General features: G+C 65.1%; 23 protein-coding genes. 14 read left to right on the forward strand and 9 right to left on the reverse strand.

The genetic code is table 11. From position 1 onward, the window contains the following. The first annotated feature begins 70 nt into the window (after window positions 1-70). The 3 genes from manA to NG701_RS08460 all read left to right on the forward strand — a co-directional run bounded on the left by manA (window position 71) and on the right by NG701_RS08460 (window position 3,291). Window positions 71-1,321 (forward strand): mannose-6-phosphate isomerase, class I, encoded by a 1,251-nt coding sequence (gene manA / locus NG701_RS08450; protein WP_252566385.1) that lies wholly within the window; start codon window positions 71-73, stop codon window positions 1,319-1,321. A gap of 3 nt (window positions 1,322-1,324) precedes the next feature. Then, a complete protein-coding gene (locus NG701_RS08455; protein WP_252566388.1) occupies window positions 1,325-2,299 on the forward strand; it encodes a lipid II:glycine glycyltransferase FemX in 975 nt (324 codons plus the stop codon). Window positions 2,300-2,646: 347 nt separating this feature from the next. Next, window positions 2,647-3,291: a putative endonuclease domain-containing protein gene (locus tag NG701_RS08460; RefSeq protein WP_252566391.1), complete on the forward strand. Its 645-nt coding sequence runs from the start codon at window positions 2,647-2,649 to the stop codon at window positions 3,289-3,291. Window positions 3,292-3,339: 48 nt separating this feature from the next. On the opposite strand, the gene glpX is transcribed toward NG701_RS08460, so the two are convergent. Further along, complete coding sequence (glpX, locus tag NG701_RS08465) at window positions 3,340-4,362, reverse strand: class II fructose-bisphosphatase (protein ID WP_252566698.1); 1,023 nt, start codon at window positions 4,360-4,362, stop codon at window positions 3,340-3,342. A 219-nt stretch (window positions 4,363-4,581) separates the two neighbouring features. Here glpX and NG701_RS08470 point away from each other — a divergent pair, with 219 nt between their 5' ends. The 6 genes from NG701_RS08470 to NG701_RS08490 all read left to right on the forward strand — a co-directional run bounded on the left by NG701_RS08470 (window position 4,582) and on the right by NG701_RS08490 (window position 9,950). Further along, window positions 4,582-5,262 (forward strand): DUF4245 domain-containing protein, encoded by a 681-nt coding sequence (locus NG701_RS08470; RefSeq protein WP_252566394.1) that lies wholly within the window; start codon window positions 4,582-4,584, stop codon window positions 5,260-5,262. A gap of 9 nt (window positions 5,263-5,271) precedes the next feature. Further along, the gene (locus NG701_RS08475) at window positions 5,272-5,886 is read left to right on the forward strand and encodes a carbonic anhydrase (protein WP_252566397.1); all 615 of its coding nucleotides are present in this window, start codon (window positions 5,272-5,274) and stop codon (window positions 5,884-5,886) included. Window positions 5,887-5,962: 76 nt separating this feature from the next. Next, window positions 5,963-7,384, forward strand: a complete 1,422-nt coding sequence (locus NG701_RS08480) for a class II fumarate hydratase (protein WP_056348011.1) — start codon at window positions 5,963-5,965, stop codon at window positions 7,382-7,384. Between the two features lie 135 nt (window positions 7,385-7,519). Beyond that, a complete protein-coding gene (locus NG701_RS21370) occupies window positions 7,520-7,825 on the forward strand; it encodes a TetR/AcrR family transcriptional regulator (RefSeq protein WP_374208669.1) in 306 nt (101 codons plus the stop codon). After that, on the forward strand, window positions 7,732-8,250 hold the full coding sequence (locus NG701_RS08485; protein ID WP_308291941.1) for an acyl-CoA-like ligand-binding transcription factor: 519 nt from the start codon (window positions 7,732-7,734) through the stop codon (window positions 8,248-8,250). Before NG701_RS21370 ends, NG701_RS08485 begins: the two co-directional genes overlap by 94 nt. Then, complete coding sequence (locus NG701_RS08490) at window positions 8,247-9,950, forward strand: MDR family MFS transporter (protein ID WP_252566400.1); 1,704 nt, start codon at window positions 8,247-8,249, stop codon at window positions 9,948-9,950. Before NG701_RS08485 ends, NG701_RS08490 begins: the two co-directional genes overlap by 4 nt. A 138-nt stretch (window positions 9,951-10,088) precedes the next feature. On the opposite strand, the gene NG701_RS08495 is transcribed toward NG701_RS08490, so the two are convergent. Further along, a complete protein-coding gene (locus NG701_RS08495) occupies window positions 10,089-10,646 on the reverse strand; it encodes a prepilin peptidase (RefSeq protein ID WP_252566403.1) in 558 nt (185 codons plus the stop codon). Between the two features lie 59 nt (window positions 10,647-10,705). Between NG701_RS08495 and NG701_RS08500 the strand changes: the two genes are divergently transcribed. Continuing rightward, window positions 10,706-11,500: a hypothetical protein gene (locus NG701_RS08500; protein WP_252566405.1), complete on the forward strand. Its 795-nt coding sequence runs from the start codon at window positions 10,706-10,708 to the stop codon at window positions 11,498-11,500. A 72-nt stretch (window positions 11,501-11,572) separates the two neighbouring features. Beyond that, on the forward strand, window positions 11,573-12,220 hold the full coding sequence (locus tag NG701_RS08505) for a GNAT family N-acetyltransferase (protein WP_252566408.1): 648 nt from the start codon (window positions 11,573-11,575) through the stop codon (window positions 12,218-12,220). Window positions 12,221-12,285: 65 nt separating this feature from the next. Here NG701_RS08505 and phoH2 read toward each other — a convergent pair whose 3' ends face one another. Both phoH2 and NG701_RS08515 read right to left on the reverse strand, forming a co-directional pair. Next, entirely contained in the window at window positions 12,286-13,716 is a 1,431-nt protein-coding gene (gene phoH2 / locus NG701_RS08510; RefSeq protein WP_252566410.1) for an RNA 5'-3' helicase PhoH2, read from the reverse strand. Window positions 13,717-13,957: 241 nt separating this feature from the next. Continuing rightward, the gene (locus tag NG701_RS08515; protein WP_252566700.1) at window positions 13,958-14,719 is read right to left on the reverse strand and encodes an isoprenyl transferase; all 762 of its coding nucleotides are present in this window, start codon (window positions 14,717-14,719) and stop codon (window positions 13,958-13,960) included. A gap of 154 nt (window positions 14,720-14,873) precedes the next feature. Here NG701_RS08515 and trhA point away from each other — a divergent pair, with 154 nt between their 5' ends. Next, window positions 14,874-15,596: a PAQR family membrane homeostasis protein TrhA gene (trhA, locus tag NG701_RS08520; RefSeq protein ID WP_252566411.1), complete on the forward strand. Its 723-nt coding sequence runs from the start codon at window positions 14,874-14,876 to the stop codon at window positions 15,594-15,596. Window positions 15,597-15,635: 39 nt separating this feature from the next. Here the strand turns inward: trhA and NG701_RS08525 are convergent, their stop codons facing one another. Together NG701_RS08525 and mca are read right to left on the reverse strand one after the other, a co-directional pair. After that, window positions 15,636-15,995 carry a hypothetical protein gene (locus NG701_RS08525; RefSeq protein ID WP_252566413.1) on the reverse strand — a complete coding sequence of 120 codons (360 nt, stop codon included), beginning with the start codon at window positions 15,993-15,995 and terminating at the stop codon, window positions 15,636-15,638. Window positions 15,996-16,109: 114 nt separating this feature from the next. Next, complete coding sequence (gene mca, locus NG701_RS08530; RefSeq protein WP_252566415.1) at window positions 16,110-17,015, reverse strand: mycothiol conjugate amidase Mca; 906 nt, start codon at window positions 17,013-17,015, stop codon at window positions 16,110-16,112. Window positions 17,016-17,159: 144 nt separating this feature from the next. Between mca and NG701_RS08535 the strand changes: the two genes are divergently transcribed. Together NG701_RS08535 and greA are read left to right on the forward strand one after the other, a co-directional pair. Further along, window positions 17,160-17,618 carry a DUF4307 domain-containing protein gene (locus NG701_RS08535; RefSeq protein ID WP_248761972.1) on the forward strand — a complete coding sequence of 153 codons (459 nt, stop codon included), beginning with the start codon at window positions 17,160-17,162 and terminating at the stop codon, window positions 17,616-17,618. Window positions 17,619-17,769: 151 nt separating this feature from the next. Then, window positions 17,770-18,264 (forward strand): transcription elongation factor GreA, encoded by a 495-nt coding sequence (greA, locus tag NG701_RS08540; RefSeq protein ID WP_056343498.1) that lies wholly within the window; start codon window positions 17,770-17,772, stop codon window positions 18,262-18,264. 53 nt (window positions 18,265-18,317) lie between these two features. On the opposite strand, the gene NG701_RS08545 is transcribed toward greA, so the two are convergent. From NG701_RS08545 to NG701_RS08555, 3 genes are read right to left on the reverse strand one after another with little or no spacing between them, the layout of a single operon-like run. Then, a complete protein-coding gene (locus NG701_RS08545; RefSeq protein ID WP_252566417.1) occupies window positions 18,318-18,935 on the reverse strand; it encodes a rhomboid family intramembrane serine protease in 618 nt (205 codons plus the stop codon). Window positions 18,936-18,943: 8 nt separating this feature from the next. Beyond that, window positions 18,944-20,182: a threonine ammonia-lyase gene (gene ilvA, locus NG701_RS08550; protein WP_111906269.1), complete on the reverse strand. Its 1,239-nt coding sequence runs from the start codon at window positions 20,180-20,182 to the stop codon at window positions 18,944-18,946. Window positions 20,183-20,224: 42 nt separating this feature from the next. Further along, window positions 20,225-21,538 carry an AI-2E family transporter gene (locus NG701_RS08555; RefSeq protein ID WP_252566419.1) on the reverse strand — a complete coding sequence of 438 codons (1,314 nt, stop codon included), beginning with the start codon at window positions 21,536-21,538 and terminating at the stop codon, window positions 20,225-20,227. Window positions 21,539-21,561: the final 23 nt, after the last annotated feature.

The following is a 21,561-nucleotide window of genomic DNA, read 5'->3' on the forward strand; positions in this document are numbered from 1 at the left end:
CTGGAAAACCCGGCCGCAGCACGTGACTGCAAGACTACGTAGACCTGAAGACCAAGAATGGATACCGGCTGTGTACGAAATTGAAAACGTCCTCCGCGACTACGCCTGGGGATCCACAACCGCTATCGCCGGGCTGCTGGGACGCCCCGAGTCCGGTCGTCCCGAAGCCGAACTCTGGATCGGCGCCCACCCCGGCGCCCCTTCAATGGCCCGCCGGGTGGACGGCTCCGTGGCACCGCTGGACGCCTTGATCGCCGAAGATCCGGACCATTTCCTGGGCAGCGAATCTGTGGCCGAGTTTGGCCCGCGGCTCCCGTTCCTGACCAAGATCCTTGCTGCCGCGCTGCCGTTGTCCCTCCAGGTCCATCCCAGCATCGACCAGGCCAAAGCCGGATTCGCCCGGGAAAATGCTGAAGGCATTGCGCCCGATGCCACGCACCGCAACTACCGCGATGACAACCACAAGCCCGAAATGATCTTCGCGCTGACACCGTTCGAAGCGCTCTGCGGGTTCCGTTCTCCGGCAGCAACCCGGAAGATTCTGCTCCACCTTGCCGCCTGCTTCGACCTGGTGGAAACCGGGATCCCGCCCCTGCTGGTGGAGCTGCTCGAGGTCCTGGACAACCCGGACGAGGGTGCCGGCCTCAGGACTGCCTTCGAGCGGCTGATCAAGGGCGGCGAAGAGGTCTCCCACACGACAGCGATGGTGGCGGCCGCCCTGATCTCCGGCGCTCCGCTGGCACCGTACCAGGCAGAACTGTCCACGGTCATCAGCCTCAACGAGAAGTACCCGGGTGATCCCGGTGTGCTGATTTCGCTGCTGCTGAACAGGATTTCGCTGGCCCCCGGCGAGGCCGTCTACCTCCCCGCGGGCAACGTGCATGCCTACCTGCATGGGTTGGGTGTTGAAGTCATGGCGTCCTCGGACAACGTGCTCCGCGGCGGGCTGACGCCGAAATACATCGATGTGCCCGAGCTGCTGCGGACCATCGAATTCCAGCCGGTGGCAGTCCCCCTGCTCACGCCGGAAGTGTCCGGCCTTGGCCAGGAGCTCTACCAGCCGCCCTTCCGGGAGTTCCAGCTTCAGCGGATCGAACTGGCACCCGGCGCGGAGCCGGTGCCGCTGGCCCAGGCGGGTGCCGTCGTCGTTATTGTCGTTGCCGGATCGGTGTATCTCGATTCGCCCAAGGGCGACCTGCAGCTGGCCCGCGGGGGCAGCGCTTTCCTGCCCGCCGCGGAAGCACCGGTCAATGTCCACCCGGTGGCCGGTGCCGAGTCCCCTGCCGTTGCCTTCGCCGTGACCACATCCCTGAAGGCCTGAGCCGTGGAATTCTTCCTGCAGACGCCTGCCTGGGCGGATGTCCAGTCGTCGCTTGGCCGCACAGTCCATCAGCAGTCCGGCCCGGGCTGGAGCTTCCTGGCCGTCGAGGAGAAAAACCCGGCCGGAAAGGTCCTGTACGCCCCCTACGGGCCGGTGGCATCCTCCGCGGAGGCGTTCGACGCCGCCCTGGCCGCCCTGGCGGCAACGGCACGGTCGTGCGGGGCTGTGTTTGTCCGGATTGAGCCGGTGTCCGCCGGACTCGAGATGCCGGCCGCCGCGGACCTCAGCCGGCGCGGCTTGCAGCCGGCGCCCGTGAACCAGCAGCCTGAACTCAGCTGGATCGTTGACCTCGAAGGTGACTTCAAGGACGTCCTGGCCGCGATGAAGCCCGTGAACCGGAACCTCTACCGGAACATCCACAAGAAGGGCGTCACCTTCCGGACGTCGCAGGACCCGGACGACATCAGGATCCTGCTGAACTTCCTGCACATGACATCCCGGCGGAACGGCTTCAAGCCGCAGAGCGACGCGTACCTGACGCAGGTGGCGGCCTCCCTCATGCCGGCAGGCGCCGCGACGCTGTTTATCGCCGAACTGCACGGCGGTCCCATCGCCGCGGCGTTGGCCTACGATTCCGCGGATACCCGGACGTATGCCCACGCAGCCCTGGATGACACGCACCGCAAGCTCAGTGCGGGGATACCGCTCCTGGTGACCCTGATGGCGGACGCCAAGGAACGCGGCCTGAAACACGTCGACCTGTGGGGTGTTGCGCCCGCGGACCAGCCCAGCCACAAATGGGCAGGATTCACCGCGTTCAAGAAGTCCTTCGGCGGCCGCGAGGTGGCGTACCCCGGCACCTGGGATCTCCCGGTGCAGAGGCTCCGGTACAACGCCTACCAACTGGCCCGCAAGCTGCGCGACAAGCTCCGCGCCCTCCGCTCCCCCTCCGCGCGCCCGGCGCGAACGGTCACTTAAAGCCCCTCACCCCCGCGCGAACGGTCATTTAAGCCCCTCCCGGAGCCTCTGGCCAAGGGACACAGGTGTCCTCTCGCGCATTCGAGCGGAGAATGCCTGTGGATAACCTCTTTGCCACCGCCGGACGTGTGCACACTGAAGTATGGGCCTCGCACCGCTCCCTGAGGAGCTACTTACCGGATCATTTACGTCGGCCACCGCGGCGGCTTTCGGGGTGTTGCGCAACTCGGGCGGCAGAATATGGGAGTTGGGGCTGCCACTCGTGGCTCGAGGAAGACTGGCGGATCCACGTGGCGCGGGAACGGGAAGGCAGCAGACCCCGGCGCCAGAACGTCGTAGGCCACCGGATGACGTTCAAGCCGGGCGAGGTTCTGATGCACGACGGCGTCCGCGTCACCTCGCCAGCCCGGACTTGGCTGGATTTGGCAAATCTGGTCACCGTTGATGAATTGATTGCCGTCGGCGATTCCGTGGTTGCCAGCCACGGAACGGACTTTCCCCGGCCCAAAGTGCCACTGGCCACAATTAGTGATTTGAACCCCATGATCGCCGCACATCCGGGACTGAGGGGCATGAAGACGGCACGGCTGGCCATCGACGAAATCAGGGTTGGTGCCGATTCCCCACAGGAAACAAAGATGCGGCTGGCACTGGCGCGCACGGGCCTCGGCGAACCGGCTTTGAACCACATGATCCGCAATGGCTGGGGGCAGCCCGCGGTGTGGCCGGATGCTGCGTACACTCAGCACCGGTTGGCGCTACAGTACGACGGCTCCCATCACTCGGATGCCCGGCAAGTGCGGCTCTACGACAAGCGCCGGACCGTCACTGAGCGGCCCGGCTGGACGGAAGTCAGGGTCTTCAAAGAGGACCTTGAGGGAGACAAACCCTTCGTCCTCGAACTGGTGAAGGCCGCCTTGCAGTCCCGCCACCGGTCCGGGGACGTCCAAAATGGCTCGCGAGGCAGGGGACACGCGCGAACGGACACTTGAGTCCCCACAGTTCCGGGGCCTCAAGTGTCCGTTCGCGCAGAATGCCTGTTAGTTCTTGCGGGCGTAGCCTTCCCACTTGCTGGCCTGGTGCTCGCCGTCAACAAAGCGGATGGTGCCGGACTTGGACCGCATCACGATGGACTGGGTCAGGACCTTGTCCTTGGAGTAGCGGACGCCCCGAAGGAGATCGCCGTCGGTGATGCCGGTGGCCGCGAAGTAGCAGTTGTCGCTGGACACGAGGTCGTTGGTGGACAGCACGCGGTCCAGGTCGTGGCCGGCGTCGATGGCCTTCTGCTTCTCGTCGTCGCTGGTGGGCCAGAGCCGGCCCTGGATGACGCCGCCGAGGGACTTGATGGCGCAGGCTGCAACGATGCCTTCCGGTGTGCCGCCGATGCCCATGAGGGCGTCGACACCCGTGCCGGAGCGGGCTGCGGCAATCGCGCCGGCAACGTCGCCATCCATGATGAACTTGGTGCGTGCGCCGGCTTCGCGGATCTCTTCGACCAGGGGGCGGTGGCGGTCGCGGTCAAGGATCATGACGTTGAGCTGGTTGACCTTCACGCCCTTCGCCTTGGCGATCAGGTGCAGGTTCTGCTTGACCGGCAGGCGGAGGTCCACCATGTCGGCGGCTTCCGGGCCCGTGACGAGCTTTTCCATGTAGAACACGGCGGACGGATCGAACATCGAGCCGCGCTCAGCCACGGCGAGGACTGCCAAAGCGTTGTTGATGCCGAGGGCGGCCAGGCGGGTGCCGTCGATCGGGTCCACGGCAACGTCGCACTCAGGGCCGGTGCCATCGCCAACGTGTTCGCCGTTGAACAGCATGGGGGCTTCGTCTTTTTCGCCTTCGCCGATGACCACAACGCCGTTGAAGTGGACCGTGTGAAGGAAGGAGCGCATGGCGTCAACGGCCGCGCCGTCCGCCTTGTTCTTGTCGCCGAAACCAACCCAGTGGCCGCCGGCGATGGCCGCGGCCTCGGTGACGCGGACAAGTTCAAGGGCGAGGTTGCGGTCTGGCTCGTCGATGCCCACGGCCAGGGAGGGGGAAATCGTGGAGTACTGCTGGGTCATAGGCGCTGGTGACACGTGAACCTCTTCTTCGAGTGGCGATCATTGGACCCGCGCGGCCGGATTCAGCCGGTGCGGTGATTCCTCTGATACTGATCATAGTCGTGGCGGCGCCTCCGGGGCGTGGCATGACGTCCCCCTGCAACATGGGCCCGGAGTCCCCCGCACTCCACCGACTGTGAGTTGCGCGTAAACATGAGCGACTATAGAGGGGTGAGTGAAATGCAGGAAAAAACCAGCCCCGGGCCCGGCCCCTCCGACTCCGGAGCTAAAGGCGACGGCGCCGGCACGGCCAACGCAGCCCCCGTCCGCCCAGTAATCCCGGCCGCCGCGGCGAAGCGCGCCAACGCCTCCGTGATCGGCATGATCGTTGCCCTGGTGGTCAGCATCGCCGCCTTCCTGCCCATCATCCTGATGAACCCGCTCCCCAAGAGCGACGGATTCCGCCCGGACATCGACGTCAGCGCAGTAGCCCGGAACGCCACGGATGTGGCGGGATTCACACCCGTAACACCGGACACCGGCAAGTCATTCACGTCCAACTACGCACGATGGGAGTCGGGCAGCGGCAGCGGCGTTCCCACCTGGGAAGTTGGCTACCTGACACCGAACGAGTCCTTCATCGGCCTGGTCCAGACCCGCCAGTCCAACCCCACCTGGCTCGTCCAGCAGACCAAGAGCGCTCCCGTGACGGGAACGCGTGCGGCGGGCGGACAGGACTGGGAGCTGCGTGACACCGGCAAAGGCGAGAAAAGCATGGTGCTGAATTACCGCGGAACCACCGTTGTCCTGACGGGAAGCGCTCAGGTGGACGAATTCGCCGAACTCGCCGCCGCCGTCGTGCAGTCCATGGAAGCCAACCCGGCCGTCACAGTTTCGCCGCCGGCCAGCACCGCCCCGTAAAGTAAGCCCGTGGCTACCTACCTGACCCCCGCCCTTGCCTGGCGTCGCATGCGCGAAGGCAACGAACGCTTTGTTGCCGGCGAATCGTCGCACCCGAACCAGGACGCGTCCCGCCGGTCGTCGCTGGTGGAAAACCAGCACCCGTTTGCCGTGATCTTCGGCTGCTCGGACTCCCGGCTCGCCGCGGAGATTATCTTCGACCTGGGCCTGGGGGACGCCTTCGTGGTGCGCACCGCCGGCCAGGTGATTGACGACGCCGTACTGGGCTCCCTGGAGTACAGCATCAGTGTGCTGGGGGTGCCGCTGATCGTGGTGCTGGGGCATGACAGCTGCGGCGCCGTCAGTGCCACCAAGTCCGCAGTGGACACCGGCAACATGCCCGTGGGCTTTATGCGGGACCTGGTGGAGCGCATCACGCCCTCGGTGCTGACGTCCATGCGGAACGGCGAGCACGAGATCAACGACATGGTGGTGGAGCACGTCAAGCAGACGTCCCAGCGCCTTGTGGACAGCTCCCGTGTGATTTCCGCCGCAATCGAGGACGGCCGTGCCGCGGTGATCGGCCTCTCCTACAGCCTCGCCGAGGGCCGCGCGAACGTGGTTTCCGGGATCGGCAACGTCTAGGCCCAGCCCGAATCAATGCCCGTAGCATGCGGTTCACGGTTTTAGTCCGGGCCCCCGATCGCCCTAAGCTAGCCCCATGACTTCCACTGAAGAATTCCGCATTGAACACGACACGATGGGCGAAGTCCGCGTCCCCGTGAACGCCCTGTACCGTGCACAGACGCAGCGTGCAGTTGAAAACTTCCCCATCTCCGGCAAGACCCTGGAACGCGCGCACATCGAGGCGCTGGCCCGGGTCAAGAAGGCTGCCGCACAGGCCAACGCAGAACTTGGGGTGCTCGACGGCGAGCTGGCCAAGGCGATCGCTGCGGCTGCCGATGAGGTAGCTGCCGGCAAGTACGACGGCGACTTCCCCATCGACGTCTTCCAGACCGGTTCCGGCACGTCCTCGAACATGAACATGAACGAGGTCATCGCCGAGCTGGCCACGCGTGCCCTCAAAGCCGCCGGGAGTGACAAAGTTGTCCACCCGAACGACCACGTCAACGCCTCGCAGTCCTCCAACGACGTCTTCCCCACCTCGGTCCACGTTGCCGCCACCTCGGCCCTGATCAACGACCTCATCCCGGCGCTTGGCTACCTGGCCGAGTCGCTGGAGCGCAAGGCCGTGGAGTTCAAGGACGTCGTCAAGTCCGGCCGCACCCACCTCATGGACGCCACCCCGGTGACGCTCGGCCAGGAGTTCGGCGGCTATGCAGCCCAGGTCCGCTACGGCATCGAGCGCATCAACGCCGCCCTCCCCCGTGTTGCCGAAGTTCCGCTCGGCGGCACCGCGGTGGGCACCGGCATCAACACCCCGGCCGGCTTCCCGGAACGCGTCATCGAACTGCTCGCCACGGACACCGGCCTGCCGCTGACCGAAGCCCGCGACCACTTCGAGGCCCAGGCCAACCGCGACGGCCTCATCGAAGGCTCCAGCCAGCTGCGCAACATCGCGATCTCCTTCATGAAGATCAACAATGACCTCCGCTGGATGGGCTCCGGCCCCAACACCGGCCTCGGCGAAATCGCCATCCCGGACCTGCAGCCGGGCTCCTCGATCATGCCGGGCAAGGTCAACCCGGTCATCTGCGAGGCGTCCATCATGGTGTGCGCCCAGGTCATCGGCAACGACACCGCCATCGCCTGGTCCGGCACCAACGGCGCCTTCGAGCTCAACGTGGGCATCCCCGTGATGGCCGCCAACCTGCTCGAGTCCATCCGCCTGCTGGCCAACACCAGCCGCGTCATGGCGGACAAGATGATCGACGGCATCACCGCCAACGTGGAGCGCGCCCGCTTCCTGGCCGAGGCCTCCCCGTCGATCGTGACTCCGCTGAACAAGTACATCGGCTACGAGAACGCGGCGAAGATCGCCAAGAAGGCCGTGGCCGAGGGCCTCACCATCCGTGAGACCGTCGTCGCCATGGGCTTCCTGGAGCGCGGCGAAGTCACCGAAGAGCAGCTGGATACCGCCCTGGACGTTATGTCCATGACGCGCCCGCCGCACAAGGCATAGCCCCGAGCCCCAAGGCACCCAGCACGAACGTTCGACGGCGGCCGGCACCTTCCCCACGGAAGGCGCCGGCCGCCGTCGTACGTGGTGCCTGCATTTTTTTTGCACTCTTTATTATCTAGTGCAAAACTTTACTCTATGGAAAATAGTGCAAACATCGACGGCGGCCTCCGGGAACGCAAGCGCCAGCAGACGCGCCAGTCTGTCACCGCCGCCGCGCGCTCGTTGACCGCGGCCAAAGGGCTCAACGGCTTCACGGTCGAGGAGGTCTGCGAAGAAGTGGGCATCTCCCGCCGGACGTTCTTCAACTACTTCCCCACCAAGGAAGACGCCATCNGGTCTGCGAAGAAGTGGGCATCTCCCGCCGGACGTTCTTCAACTACTTCCCCACCAAGGAAGACGCCATCCTCGGCCATCACGACGACGAGCACCCCGGCGAACTGATGGCCGGCTTCCTGGCCGGCGGCGGCGAACCGGGGACCATCTCCGAATCCCTGCTGGCCGACCTCATCCAGCTCACCCTGGACATCTGGGCGTCGAAAGTGGACTCCGAGTCCGCCACGGATGTCCGCCAGCTCATCGCCGCGATCAAAAAAGAACCCCAACTTGTGGCAAAAATCGTCGGCATCAGCGCCGAACGCGAGGCCGCATCCCGCCAGCTCATCGCCCAACGTGAAGGCGTCCCCGCCGATCACCCGGTAGTGGTCATGGCCGTCACCGCGATCACCGCCGTAGCCCACCACGCGCACAGAACCTACTTCTCGGCGTCGAACACCCGCAGTTTCCCCGAGCTGCTCCTCGAAGACGCCCGGGCCCTCAAGACCCTGTTCGCGCAGAACCTCCCCACCACGTCCAAAGGATCATCATGACCACTACCGTCGGTCCCAAAGCGGCAGCCGGCCCGCTGCTGCTGACCCAGAAACGCATCTGGATCATCTTCTCGGCGCTCATTGCCGGCATGTTGCTCTCCAGCCTCGACCAGACCATCGTCTCCACCGCCATGCCCACTATCGTGGGCAAACTCGGCGGCGTAGAGCACCAGGCCTGGATTACCACCGCCTACCTGCTTGCCACCACCATCGTGATGCCCATCTACGGCAAGTTCGGTGACGTCCTGGGTCGCCGAAACCTGTTCCTTGTGGCCATCGCCCTGTTTACCCTCGCCTCAGTGGGCTGCGCCCTGGCCACCGATTTCTGGGGCTTTGTCATCTTCCGCGCCATCCAGGGCCTGGGCGGCGGCGGCCTGATGATCCTCTCGCAAGCCATCATCGCGGACATCGTCCCTGCGAAGGACCGCGGCAAGTACATGGGCCCCCTGGGCGCCATCTTCGGCCTCTCCGCCGTGGCGGGCCCGCTGCTCGGCGGATTCTTCGTGGACCACATGACCTGGGAATGGGCTTTCTACATCAACATCCCCATCGGCATCGCCGCGTTCGTCACCGCCTGGTTCACGCTGACGCTGCCGAACAAGAAGGCCGAAAAGCGGATCGATATCCTGGGCGTGATCCTGCTGTCCGCCGCGACCACCTGCCTGATCTTCTTCACCGACTTCGGCGGCAAGAAGGATGAAGGCTGGGATTCACCGCTGACGTGGGCCTTCGGTGCCGGAATGCTCATCTCCGCCGCAGCTTTCGTTATGGTGGAGCGCCGGGCGGAGGATCCCATCATCCCGCTCAGCCTGTTCAAGAACCGGATCTTCGTCAACGCCACGGCCATCGGCTTTACGCTGGGCCTGGGCATGTTTGCCGCCATCGCCTTCGTCCCCACGTTCCTGCAGATGTCTTCGGGGACCTCTGCGGCTGAATCCGGACTTCTGATGCTGCCCATGATGGTGGGCCTCATGGGCATGGCCATCTATTCGGGGATCCGGATCTCCAAGACCGGCAAGTACAAGATGTTCCCCATCCTCGGTGCCTCCCTGACGATCGCGGCGATGCTGTGGCTCACCACCCTGACTGCCGAAACCCCCATCTGGGTCATCTGCGTCCAGCTGTTCGTGTTCGGCGCAGGGCTGGGTTCGATCATGCAGGTCATCGTCCTGGTGGTGCAGAATTCTGTCCCCGCCGATCAGATCGGCACGGCAACCAGCACCAACAACTACTTCCGCGAAGTCGGCGCGTCCCTGGGCGTGGCAGTGTTCGGCGCGATTTTCACCAACCGGCTCTCGGAGTCGCTGACCAGCGCGTTCACCGGCGCCGGAGCGTCAGCGGAGCAGGCCTCGCAGTCCACGAGCACCCTGGACCCGCAGGCCCTGAGCCAGTTGCCGGACCAGCTGCGCGACGCAATCGTGAACGCCTACGCGGACTCCCTCGCTCCGGTCTTCTGGTATCTGGTGCCGTTCATCGCCCTCGCGCTGATCCTGGCCATCACCTTGAAGCAGATCCCGCTTTCGGACACCGCCGGCATGGTGGCCCGGGGCGAGGCCATCGGCGGCGAGGAGGCAGAGCTGCTGGAAGCAGAGCACCTGGCCCTACTGAAGGGCGGAACGGAGAAGGAGCCTACCGCCGTCCCTGACCCCGCGGACAGCCTGAAGGACGACGACGGCGAGCTGGTCTCCCAGCGCCGCTGACCGGCGTCGTACGGCTGTAAGCCGTTAGCGGCAGAAGCCGCAGCAAAAAGCCCGCAGAGGCGCCGCGATCTTGGGGGTTGCGGCGCCCCTGTTGTTTTCGTCGCGCCTGCGGACCGGGGCCGCAAGTGTCCTCTCGCGCTAAGCGGGCAGGAGCATGGCGGCAGTGGCGCCGGCGAGCATAAACGGGCCGAACGGGATGGAAGACTTCAAGGTGCCGCGGCGGGCCGCCAGCAGGGCCATGGACCAGAGGCCCCCCAGCAGGAAAGCCGCGAAGGTCCCGGCAAAAACGTGCTCCCAGCCGAGATAGCCAAGGTACATCCCCAGGACGCCGGCCAGCTTCACGTCGCCAAAGCCCATGCCGGGCGGGTAAACCATCCGCAGGACAAAATAGAAGGCCCACAGCACCGCGCCCCCGGCCAGGATGCGAAGCGCCGGGATCCCCAGTAGCTCGGCGGCACCGTCGGGTGACCCCACGAGCGCGGCAGGACCGGCGATCACGTGCACCAAGGCCGCCGCGAGCAACAGAACCCCCGCCACACCGTAGGACGGGAAGACAATCCGGTTGGGCAGCAGATGGTGGCGAACGTCAATCACCGTCAGCCGGGCCGCCATAACCAAAAAGTAGGCACATGCGGCCAGCACCAGCCAGAACGCCAGCGGGGTGGCGTCCCACAGTCCATCGAGTCGTCGGATCACCCCTCGGATGCTACTGGATTCGCGCGCCGCACCGCAGAGCCCACGCGTAAACTGTGGATATGTCGACATGGGACACCAGGCGCCGGCCGGATCCGGAGGGCAGCGCCGCCGCTGCAGACCTGAGCACCATGTTCCGGAACCTTTGCCGGTCTTCGCCCTGGAAATGGCAGTCACTGCGCTTTGAATACTGGGATGAACCGTTTTCCGACGTCCCCGACCCGTCCGCTCCCCTGGTCCGCGCCTGGCTGCGCCGGCCCGGGGCGCTGCGCCTGGAAACCGCCGACCGGCTTGTCCTCCACAGCACCACCGGCATCAACGATTCCAAGGACGGGTTGTACGTCAGCGCCACCCGGAAGTCCTGGCTGCTGCCGCCCCACCTCGTAGCGCCCGTTTACGACGACGGCGGCCTGGTCAGGCGCCGGCCGGAGGCAGCATACGGCGAACCGGGCTTCGGGAACGGCCGTTTCTCAGCTGCCCTCGATCCCGTGGAACTCGCCGGGAACGCACCGGTCCCCATTGAGTTCCCGGGCACCAACGCCGTGGAGATCGATACCGTGCGCCGCGTGGATCACGATGGCCGGCCGGCGCTGGAGGCAACCGTGACGCCTACGGCGTCCTACCATCCAGCGGATTCCGCCGCTCCGCTCTGCCTGCCCGGCAGCAACCGGGTGCGGATCGACCTGGAAACCGGCGTCTGCGTGGCCAGCCAGTCAATGGAAGCGGCAACCCCGGATTACGGGCACTGGATCCGGATCCTCGCGGTGGACGAATACATGCTGGACGACCTGTTCGTGGCCGAGTCCATGAACCTTACGGACGTCCGCCGCCACATCAGCTGGGACATCCGCGCCTGATCACAGTTCCTGGTCCAGGCATCACCGGCGTTTGACAGACTCCCGTGGCCTGCCCTGGGCTAGGCTTCCCTGATGACCGCGCTGACTTCCATCTGGCCCTTCTTCGGCCTCGAGCTGACCACACCCCGACTGGTACTGCGTCCCATCGCCGACGCCGATATTCCCGCCGCAGTTGCTGCGGCCGCCAGCGGAGTCCACGAACCCGGCCGGAGCCCCTTCAGCACTCCGTGGACGGAACTGCCGACGGAAGCATTAGGGCACAACATGGCGCAGTGGTACTGGCGCTGCCGCGGCCAGGCCACACCCGAGGACTGGACCCTGCTCCTGGGCATCTGGTACCAGGACGAATTCATCGGCTGCCAGGACATCGGTGCCAAGGACTTTGCCACCCTCAAGACCGTCAGCACCGGCTCCTGGCTCAAGCAGTCCCTCCACGGCCAAGGGCTCGGCACGGAGATGCGGGCCGCCGTCGCTCTTTACGCGTTCGACTGGCTCGGCGCCGAAGTGGCCGAATCCGAAGCCGCCGCCTGGAACGCCGCCTCCCTGGGCGTGTCCCGCGCTCTCGGGTATGAACTCAACGGCACCAACAGGCAATCCTGGGGCGGCAAGGCCGTCGAAGTCCAAAAAGTGCGCCTCACCCCCGCAACCTTCAAACGCCCCGACTGGACCCTCCAGGTCAGGGGCCACGAACCAGCAGCCAAGTTCCTTGGCGTCGGCTGAGGGCGTTTGCGATGGAGAGGGGCCGTGGCCGGACGAACCGGACCACGGCCCCTCACCTACTTAACCTAGATTTCTGCGCCCTCCAAGAGCTCGGTTACCAGGGCTGCGATCGGGGAGCGCTCCGAGCGGGTGAGGGTGATGTGGCCGAAGAGCGGGTGTCCTTTCAGGGTTTCGACAACGGCGGCGATACCGTCGTGCCGGCCGACGCGCAGGTTGTCACGCTGGGCGACGTCGTGGGTGAGGACGATCTTGGAGTTCTGGCCGATGCGGCTCATCACGGTGAGGAGGACGTTCTTCTCGAGTGACTGGGCCTCGTCGACGATCACGAAGGCGTCGTGCAGGGAGCGGCCGCGGATGTGGGTCAGCGGCATGACCTCAAGCATGCCGCGGTCCATGACTTCTTCCACGACTTCCTGGCTGACCAGGGCGCCGAGCGTGTCAAAGACCGCCTGGGCCCAGGGGTTCATCTTTTCCGACTCGGAGCCGGGCAGGTAGCCAAGTTCCTGGCCACCCACGGCGTAGAGGGGACGGAAGACGATCACCTTACGGTGCTCGCGGCGTTCCAGCACGGCTTCCAGGCCGGCACACAGGGCCAGCGCGGATTTGCCGGTGCCGGCCCGTCCTCCGACTGAAACGATTCCGACGGCGGGGTCCATCAGCATATCGATGGCCAACCGCTGCTCCGCGGAACGTCCGTGGAGCCCGAACACGTCCCGGTCCCCCTTGACCAGCCGCACCTGCTTATCGGCGCCCACCCGGCCCAGGGCGGAGCCCCGGTTGGAGAGAATCACCAGCCCGGTGTTGACCGGCATTTCCGCGGCTGCGGGGATGAAGACGGGCTCGTGGCCGTACAGGGTGGAAATTTCGTCCTCGCTGGCTTCCACCTCGGCGACGCCGGTCCAGCCCGAATCCTTCACGAGCTCGTTGCGGTATTCGTCGGCAGTAAGTCCCATGGCGGAGGCCTTGACCCGCATGGGGAGATCCTTCGACACCACGGTGACGTTCCGGCCTTCATTGGCCAGGTTCTTGGCCACGGCCAGGATGCGGCTGTCGTTGTCGCCGCTGCGGAAACCCAAGGGGAGCACGTCGGCGGAAATGTGGTTCAGCTCCACCAGGAGGGTGCCGCCTTCGTTTCCGATGGGGATGGGTTTGCTCAAGCCACCGTGTTTCACGCGGAGATCATCGAGCAGCCGGAGCGCCTTGCGGGCAAAGTAGCCCAGTTCGGGGTCGTGCCGTTTCCCCTCAAGTTCCGTGATGACAACGATTGGAACAATGACTTCGTGCTCGGCGAAGCGCAGCAGCGCCCGTGGATCCGAGAGCAGGACGGAGGTGTCAATGACGAAGCTGCTAATGGTGGCATCCCTTCCGGAGACAGCAAAACCGGCCGCAGATTTTTCGTCTGCTGCACCGGTTTGTGAGGTGGCTCGCGTGGTGCGAGAGGTAGCTTTCTGTCCCTGGTCAAAAACGGCCTCGGGCAGTTGTTCAGAAATAGCCACATCGACTCCAGCCCCGGGCACGCCCGGAATTGTTATTGGTGAGGCGGCTCGGCCTGGAGGCCGGGTCCGGCCTCCCATACAACCGGTGCGAAATTTCGCTCCATGTACTGGCCTCCCCGATCAGCCGGCGTTTTTGCCTGCTGATGGATATAACGTAATTCCCTGTCCAGTAATTTCCGGTGCCATCCGTCGGCGATTCCTGTTGCCGGCTTGTGAATTCCCGATGAACGGACCGGCCGGATCAGGTCCCGAAGCGCCGCTGCCTGCCTGCGTAGTCGCGAAGGGCGCGGAGGAAGTCCACTTTGCGGAAGGCGGGCCACAAGGCCTCGCAGAAGTAGAACTCGCTGTACGCGCTCTGCCACATCAGGAACCCGGACAGCCGCTGCTCCCCGGAGGTTCTGATCACCAGGTCCGGATCCGGCTGGCCGCGCGTGTACAGGAAGCGGGAAATATCGTCCACGGATAGCGTGTCGGCGAGGGCCGAAATGTCCGAGCCCTTGGCGACGGCGTCGTGAAGCAGCTCCCGCACGGCGTCAACGATTTCGCGGCGTCCGCCGTAGCCCACCGCAACGTTGACATGGATCTTTTCGCGTACCGGTGTGCGGGCGGTGAGCTTGTTGAGCCGTTCCGCCAGGTAGTCGGGCAGGAGCTCGGGGGCGCCCATGGCGTTGACCGAGATGTTGGCGTCCTCGTCCAGGCGGTCCAGGGTGTTGGCAATGATCCCCATCAGAAGATCCAGCTCCTCGCTGGACCGGCTCATGTTGTCCGTGGACAGCATGTAGAGCGTGACCACCTTGACCCCAAGCTCCTGGCACCAGCCGAGGAATTCATGGATCTTGTCCGCGCCGGCCTGGTGGCCCTGGCTAGTGGGTGCGTTGAACTGTTTGGCCCAGCGCCGGTTGCCATCCACCATCACGCCGATGTGATTGGGAATGCGGCCGCCGGCCAACTCGCTGAGCAGCCGCCTCTCGTAGAAGTCATAAAGGAACCCGCGCAATTCCACGAGGAGACTCACCTGACTTCCGTTGCTGTTCGACGGCATTGCACATCCTAGGCTACCGTCCGGGACCGGGACCGGCGTGACGGGACGTTCCCGGATGACCTGCCATGATTGTTACCCGTGAGTAACTTATCCAAAGAGAGGATATTCTGAAGCCATGAACAGCCAGACTCCTGACGGCCCCCGCGCGCCCTCGGCGGACCACGGCCACAGCCCTCTGGACGACGCCGCCGTCCGGCTGGCCGAGCTCCTGATGATCAAGCCCAAGTGGCGCGGCTGGATCCACACCGTCACGGCTCCGTTGGCCCTGGCAGCGGGCCTCGTCCTGGTGGTCCTCGCCCCCACTACGGACCGCAAGATCACCTCGGCCATCTACGCTGCCACCGGCGTCCTGCTTTTTGGCATCAGTGCCATCTACCACCGCGGCAACTGGTCTCCGGGCGTGAAGGTTGTCCTCAAGCGCCTGGACCACACCAACATCATGCTGGTCATCGCCGGCAGCTATACGCCCCTGGCCTGGTCGCTCCTGGAACAGCCCAAGGCGGTCCTGCTGCTCTGGGTCATCTGGTCCGGGGCCATTCTCGGGGTGCTGTTCCGGCTGCTGTGGACGGACGCGCCGCGCTGGCTATACGTGCCGATCTACATCGCCCTGGGCTGCGGGTCGCTGTTCTACCTGCCTGAGTTCTTCGCGGCCAGCGTCCCCGCCGCCGTCCTGATCTGTGTGGGCGGCATTCTGTACATCACCGGTGCCGTGTTCTACGCGCTCAAGAAACCCAACTTCAGCTACGAGCACTTTGGCTTCCACGAACTCTTCCATGCCCTGACGGTCCTGGCCTTCGCAGCACATTTCACGGCGATCGCCATCGCAGTCCTCAGCTGAACTGTAGAGGCCGGTAGGAACGCGGGAGTTCGGCCCGCTTCAGTCGCGGGGCTGGGACCGGTCGGCGGCCTGGCCGTGACCGTTGTCTTCGAGGCCAGCCTTGTCGCCGGACGCATCCGTGTCGCCGGCAACACCGAGGCCGTCGTGGCCGTCCGCAGCTTCAATGTCCGCGGCCTCGGCCGCTGCCTGGCGCTCCTCTTCCACCTGTGCGCGGTAGCGGACGCGGCGGATGCGGCGGACCATGTCTACAATCAGCAGCGTGGTGGCCAGCACAAAGAAAGCCGTCATGATGAAGCCCCACAAGCCCGGGGTGATCTGGTCCTCGGAGATGCCCTCACGCAGGCCGGGCGTCGGCAGCGGTGAGGGGGTGGTGGTCAGGGCGAGGAGCAAGTGATGCACGGTTCAAACCTTCTGTGGAAACTGATGGGCAGCCGGCCGGGGATTCCGGAGGCGGGTCCGCGGGACCCGGACCAGCCCACAGCTTTTCTACACGGCATAGAATATGCTGCCGCTCTATCTTAGCCCGGCGAAAAGGTCCTTTTCGGGCAATTCGGCGGGGACCCTGGACTCGATCAGGGAGTAGTCTTCCCACGGCCACACGCGGCGCTGCATCTCGGCCGACACGGCGAAGAAGAACCCCAGCGGATCCACCTGCGTCCGGTGCGCGCGGAGTGCGTCGTCGCGGGCCTCAAAAAAGTCCCCGCAGTCGATCTGCGTGGTGGTGGCATGGGCACCCTGCGGCGGGGTGTGGCCTTCCGCATCCGTTTCCAGCCACGCGGCCAGCCGCTGGGCGTACGGGGACTGCAGGCCTGCTTCTTCCAGGGCAAAATGCAGTGCGCGGAACCGGTCCGGGCTGAAGGCCCTGTCGTAATAGAGCTTGCTGGGTTCCCAGGCCGCTCCGGCGTCGGGATACCTGCTGGGGTCACCCGCAGCCGCAAATGCCTCCACTGCCACCCGGTGCGCCATGATGTGGTCCGGGTGCGGGTATCCCCCGTTTTCGTCATAGCTGACGATCACCTGCGGCTTGAAGTCCCGGACCAGCCGCACCAGCGGCGCCGCGGCGCGCTCCAGCGGCTGGACGGCGAAGGATCCGGCCGGCAGCGGCGGCAGAGGATCGCCCTCGGGCAGCCCGGAGTCCGTGAATCCCAACCAGCGCTGCTGGACGCCAAGTACCTTGGCCGCCTGGTCCATTTCCAGCCGGCGCGCCCCGGCCATGTCCCGCTTGGGATGCGGCTCGCCTTCCACGGCAGGGTTCTGGATGTCTCCGCGGGATCCGTCGGTGCAGGTGGCCACCATGACTTCCACTCCGGTGGCGGCGTACATGGCCATGGTCGCGGCGCCCTTGCTGGACTCGTCGTCCGGGTGCGCATGAACGGCTAGCAGCCTCAGCGTTGCCGGGGTATTGGTGGACGCTGTCATCGAGGACGGCTCCTTTTTCTTCTGCGGCTGCTGTGACGGCCACTGGACTGAAGGGACTGCATGACTGGACGGACGGGATAGCTGTGCCGGGGGTGCTGATCCGGACCGGACGGCCACGGCCTGGAATCGAACTAAACTGGACTGGTGACTACCCAGGATCAGCCCGCCGTGTCCCCGCCTGCAGACACTAGCCTAGCCAATCGTTATGGCAGTAAGAAGCAGCCCCTCCCGCGTGCGGTCAAACGTGGCATCGCCGTAGCAGCGTTGGCGGCCGGAGTGGGGTTCATGGCCTGGGTCTCCACGTCCTCAGCCGGCTCTGACGTGACGTTCAAGGACATCGGTTTCAGCACCATCGATGCCACTGCGGCCGAGGTTGATTTCCAGGTCACCAGGGAACCGGGGACGGCCGTCAAGTGCGCCGTCAAGGCCCTCGACTCCAAGTTCGCAGTGGTGGGCTGGAAAGTAGTGGACATCCCGCCCGGGGAAGCTGACGGAACGGCCGACGGCGGGAGGACAGTTTCGCAGCGCGTGACACTCCGGACGGAGTCCTTGTCCGTTTCCGGTGTGGTGGACGACTGCTGGATTCCGGGTGCCGGGACGTAGCGCCGTGTGATCTATGCCCCATCCCGGTTGGGTATGTCCAGAGTTTTGACTACAATGGGTCAATACCTTTACCCCGCTGAGCTGGTTGCTGAGTTCCATAAGTGGCCACCGTTGCGGGGTCTTTTGCATGTACGACCATTAGGAGAAGTCCGTGTCTACCACCAACAGCGCGCCTGCAGCCTGGCTCACCCAGGAAGCTTTTGACCGCCTGAAGGCAGAGCTGGACCACCTTTCCGGCCCTGGCCGTGCGGAGATTGTCCAGAAGATTGAAGCTGCCCGGCAGGAGGGCGACCTGAAGGAAAACGGCGGCTACCATGCGGCCAAAGAAGAGCAGGGCAAGATCGAAGCCCGGATCCGCCAGCTGACGGCCCTTCTGCGCGATGCCCACGTGGGCGAGTCCCCCGCTGACGACGGCATTGTGGAGCCCGGCATGCTCGTTGTTGCCCGGATCGCCGGCGACGAAGAGACATTCCTGCTGGGGTCCCGCGAAATCGCCGGCGATTCAGACCTGGACGTGTTCAGTGAGAAGTCACCCCTCGGCGCCGCAATCGTCGGCCACAAAGAGGGCGCGAAGCTCAGCTACACGGCTCCGAACGGCAAGGACATCACGGTGGAAATCCTCTCCGCCAAGCCTTACGCAGGCTGACGCTTCACACTGATCGTTTCAGGCCAACCAGGCCTGGCCAACGCCGGTCCCCGTCAGGGGGCCGGCGTTCTTGCGTGGTTGGGGCGCAGCAACAGGGCAGCGACAACTCCGCCTGCTGCTCCGCCGAGGTGCGCCTGCCAGGAGATGTAGCTGCCCATGATGGGCAGCACCCCCAGCAGGATGCCGCCGTAGACCATAAACAGCACCACGGCGAGCAGGATCTGGCGCCAGCTGTGGTTGAAGAAACCCCGCACCAGGAGGAAGGCGAACAACCCGAAAACCAGGCCGGAGGCGCCGACGGTGATGCCGCCGTCGCCAATCAGCCACACTGTCAGTCCGGAGCCCAGCCAGCTGAACCCGAGGGCCGTCAGGAACACCCTCACGCCGGAGAGGAACACCAGGAAGCCGAAGACGATCAGGGGCAGGGCATTGGACAGCAGGTGGTTCAGATTGGCGTGCAGCAGCGGGAACGTCAGGATGTCCAGAAGCCCGTCCGCGGACCGGGGCCGGAGCCCAAAGGTCCGGTTCAGTGCGTGCAGAGTCACCATGTTGATCAGTTCGATCACAAAGAGCACCGCCACAAAGCCGCCGGCCACCAACAGCCCGCCTTTCGCCCGCGAGGCTGTGGTTTCCCGGTTCCGCGGCTTTCCGTCCCCCGTCGCGTCAAGCATGGCTGCTCCTAGTGCACCACAATGGGCTGGAAACCCTCGGCACGAAGGGCGCCGAGGACCTGCTCGCAATGTTCGTGGCCCTTGGTTTCGAGGTTCACGGTGATGGAAACGTCGCCCATGCTGATGGAGCCGCCAACACGGGTGTGGTCCAGGCCCGTGACGTTCGCATCGTTTTCGGCGATGATGCGGGCGATAGTGGCCAGCGAACCTGGCCGGTCATCCAGCATCATCCGGACGGTCATGTAGCGCCCGGCGGCGGACAGGCCCCGCTGGATGACTTTGAGCATCAGCATCGGATCGATATTGCCGCCGGACAGGATCACGGCCGTGGTGCCGGGGTTTTCGATCTTGCCGTCCATCAAGGCGGCAACCCCCACGGCTCCAGCGGGTTCCACCACCATCTTGGCCCGTTCCAGCAGGAAGATCAGGGCCCGCGCCAGGGAATCCTCGCTGACGGTGACAACATCGTCCACGAGCTCACGGATGATGCTGAAGGGCAGCTGTCCGGGCCGGCCCACGGCGATGCCGTCAGCCATGGTGGACACCTTCTTCAGCGGAACCAGGGCGTCGGCGGCGAGGGACGGCGGATAAGCCGCGGCGTTTTCGGCCTGGACACCAATGATGCGGATTTCCCGCCCAAGTTCCCTGGCCCGGGCCTTGATGGCTACAGCGACGCCGGCCAACAGCCCGCCGCCGCCCACACCCATCAGGACGGTGTCCACATTGGGGATCTGCTCGAGAATTTCCAGGCCGATGGTTCCCTGGCCGGACACCACATCAACATTGTCGAAAGGGTGCACAAAGACCATGCCGGACTCATCGGCGTAGCGCTGCGCCTCGGCGAGGGCCTCATCCACGTTGTGGCCGTGGAGGATGACTTCTGCGCCGTGGCTGCGGGTGGCCGCCAGTTTCGGGAGGGCTACGCCCAGCGGCATGTAGATGCGGGCTTTGATGCCCAGGCTTTTGGCCGCTACGGCCACGCCCTGTGCGTGGTTTCCGGCTGATGCGGCCACAACACCGCGTTTTTTCTCCTCAGCCGAGAGCTTGGCCATGCGAACGTAGGCACCGCGGACCTTGAACGATCCGGCCCGCTGCAGGTTTTCGCACTTGAAGAAGACGTCGCCGCCCACCATCCCGCCCAAGGCCCGTGACGATTCCACCGGGGTCCGCATAATAATCCCCTCAAGCAGCTTCTGCGCCTCCAGGACATCGTCCAGCGTGACGGGAAGGGTTTCAAGGGTGTTCACGGACTTATTCTCCTTGGGTGGTTACGGCTCCGGCGCCTTGGCTCAGGCCTGGGCGTCCGGATTGGCTGCTTCTGTGCTGGCTGCGGCGTCCTTGCCGCGTTTGGGCCAGCGGCCCGGCAACCGGACATCCCTGATGGAATCATCATGGTCCGGGCCTGGCGTCACTGTCCCTCCGGGGATTGCCAGCACCTGTTCATGTTCCCACGTTCTGGCCGCGATGTAGCGAATCGCGGAGTTTGCTACAGCGAGAATGGGCACTGAAAACAGCGCGCCGGGGATACCTGCGAGGTACGAACCCGCCGCCACAGAGAGGATCACAGCCACCGGATGCAGGGACACGGCCTTGCCCATTACGAGTGGTTGCAGGATGTGGCTCTCCAGCTGCTGGACCAGCAGCACGATAGCCAGCATGATCAGGGCGTTGACCGGCCCGTTGGCCACCAGGGCCAGAAGGACGGCGATGGCCCCGGTCACCAGGGCACCGACCACCGGGATAAACGAGCCGATGAAGACGAGCACGCTGAGGGGCAGGGCCAGCGGCACCCCGATGATGGCCGCGCCGGCGCCGATGCCTACCGCGTCAACAAACGCAACAAACATCTGGATCCGTGCGTAGCTGACCATGGAAGCCCAGCCCTTGCGTCCGGCACCGAACGTTGCCGCACGCGCTTTCTTCGGGAGGAGGCGGACCAGGAAGGCCCAGATCCTGTCGCCTTCGAGCAGGAAGAAGATCAGGATGAACAGGGCCAGCACCATTCCCGCGGCGAAGTGGCCCGCGGTGCTGCCGAAGGACAACGCACCGCTGAGGATGCTGCTGCTGTTGTTCTGGAGTGCGGCGGATGCTTCCTTGAGGTACTGGTCGATCTGGTCGGCGGTGAGGTGCAGGGGTCCGTCGGCCAGCCAGTCCTGGATCTGCTTCACGCCCGTCAGCGCCTGGGACCACAATTCGCCGAAACCTGAAGCCAGCTGGCGTCCCACCAAGGCAAGGGCGCCAGCAATCACACCGATGAACCCCAGAACCGTGATGGCCACCGCGGCGCCGTTTGGCAGGCGCCTGCTCTGCAGCCAGCGCACTACCGGGCTCAGCAGCCCGGCCAGCAGCGCGGCCACCATAACGGGGATAATCAGGAAGCTGATCCGGCTGAGCAGCCAAATCAGGGCGCTGGCCATCAACAGGATGAGACCAAGCCGCCAGGCCCACGACGCAGCGATCCGGATACCGTAGGGAATGTCCTGCTCAAGCTCCCGGTCCGCACGCACCCGGGCCGGGCGGACAGTTTCCACCGGCCGGACCGTATCCGGCGCCGTGCCTGTGGGCTTTGAATCGGATGGGGTGGCGTCCTCGGCTGGCGTCATAGCCTAATACTTCCTCAGCACCG

The sequence above is a fragment of the Pseudarthrobacter cellobiosi genome, from assembly GCF_023913815.1.
In the GTDB taxonomy this organism is placed as follows: Bacteria; Actinomycetota; Actinomycetes; order Actinomycetales; family Micrococcaceae; genus Arthrobacter; species Arthrobacter cellobiosi.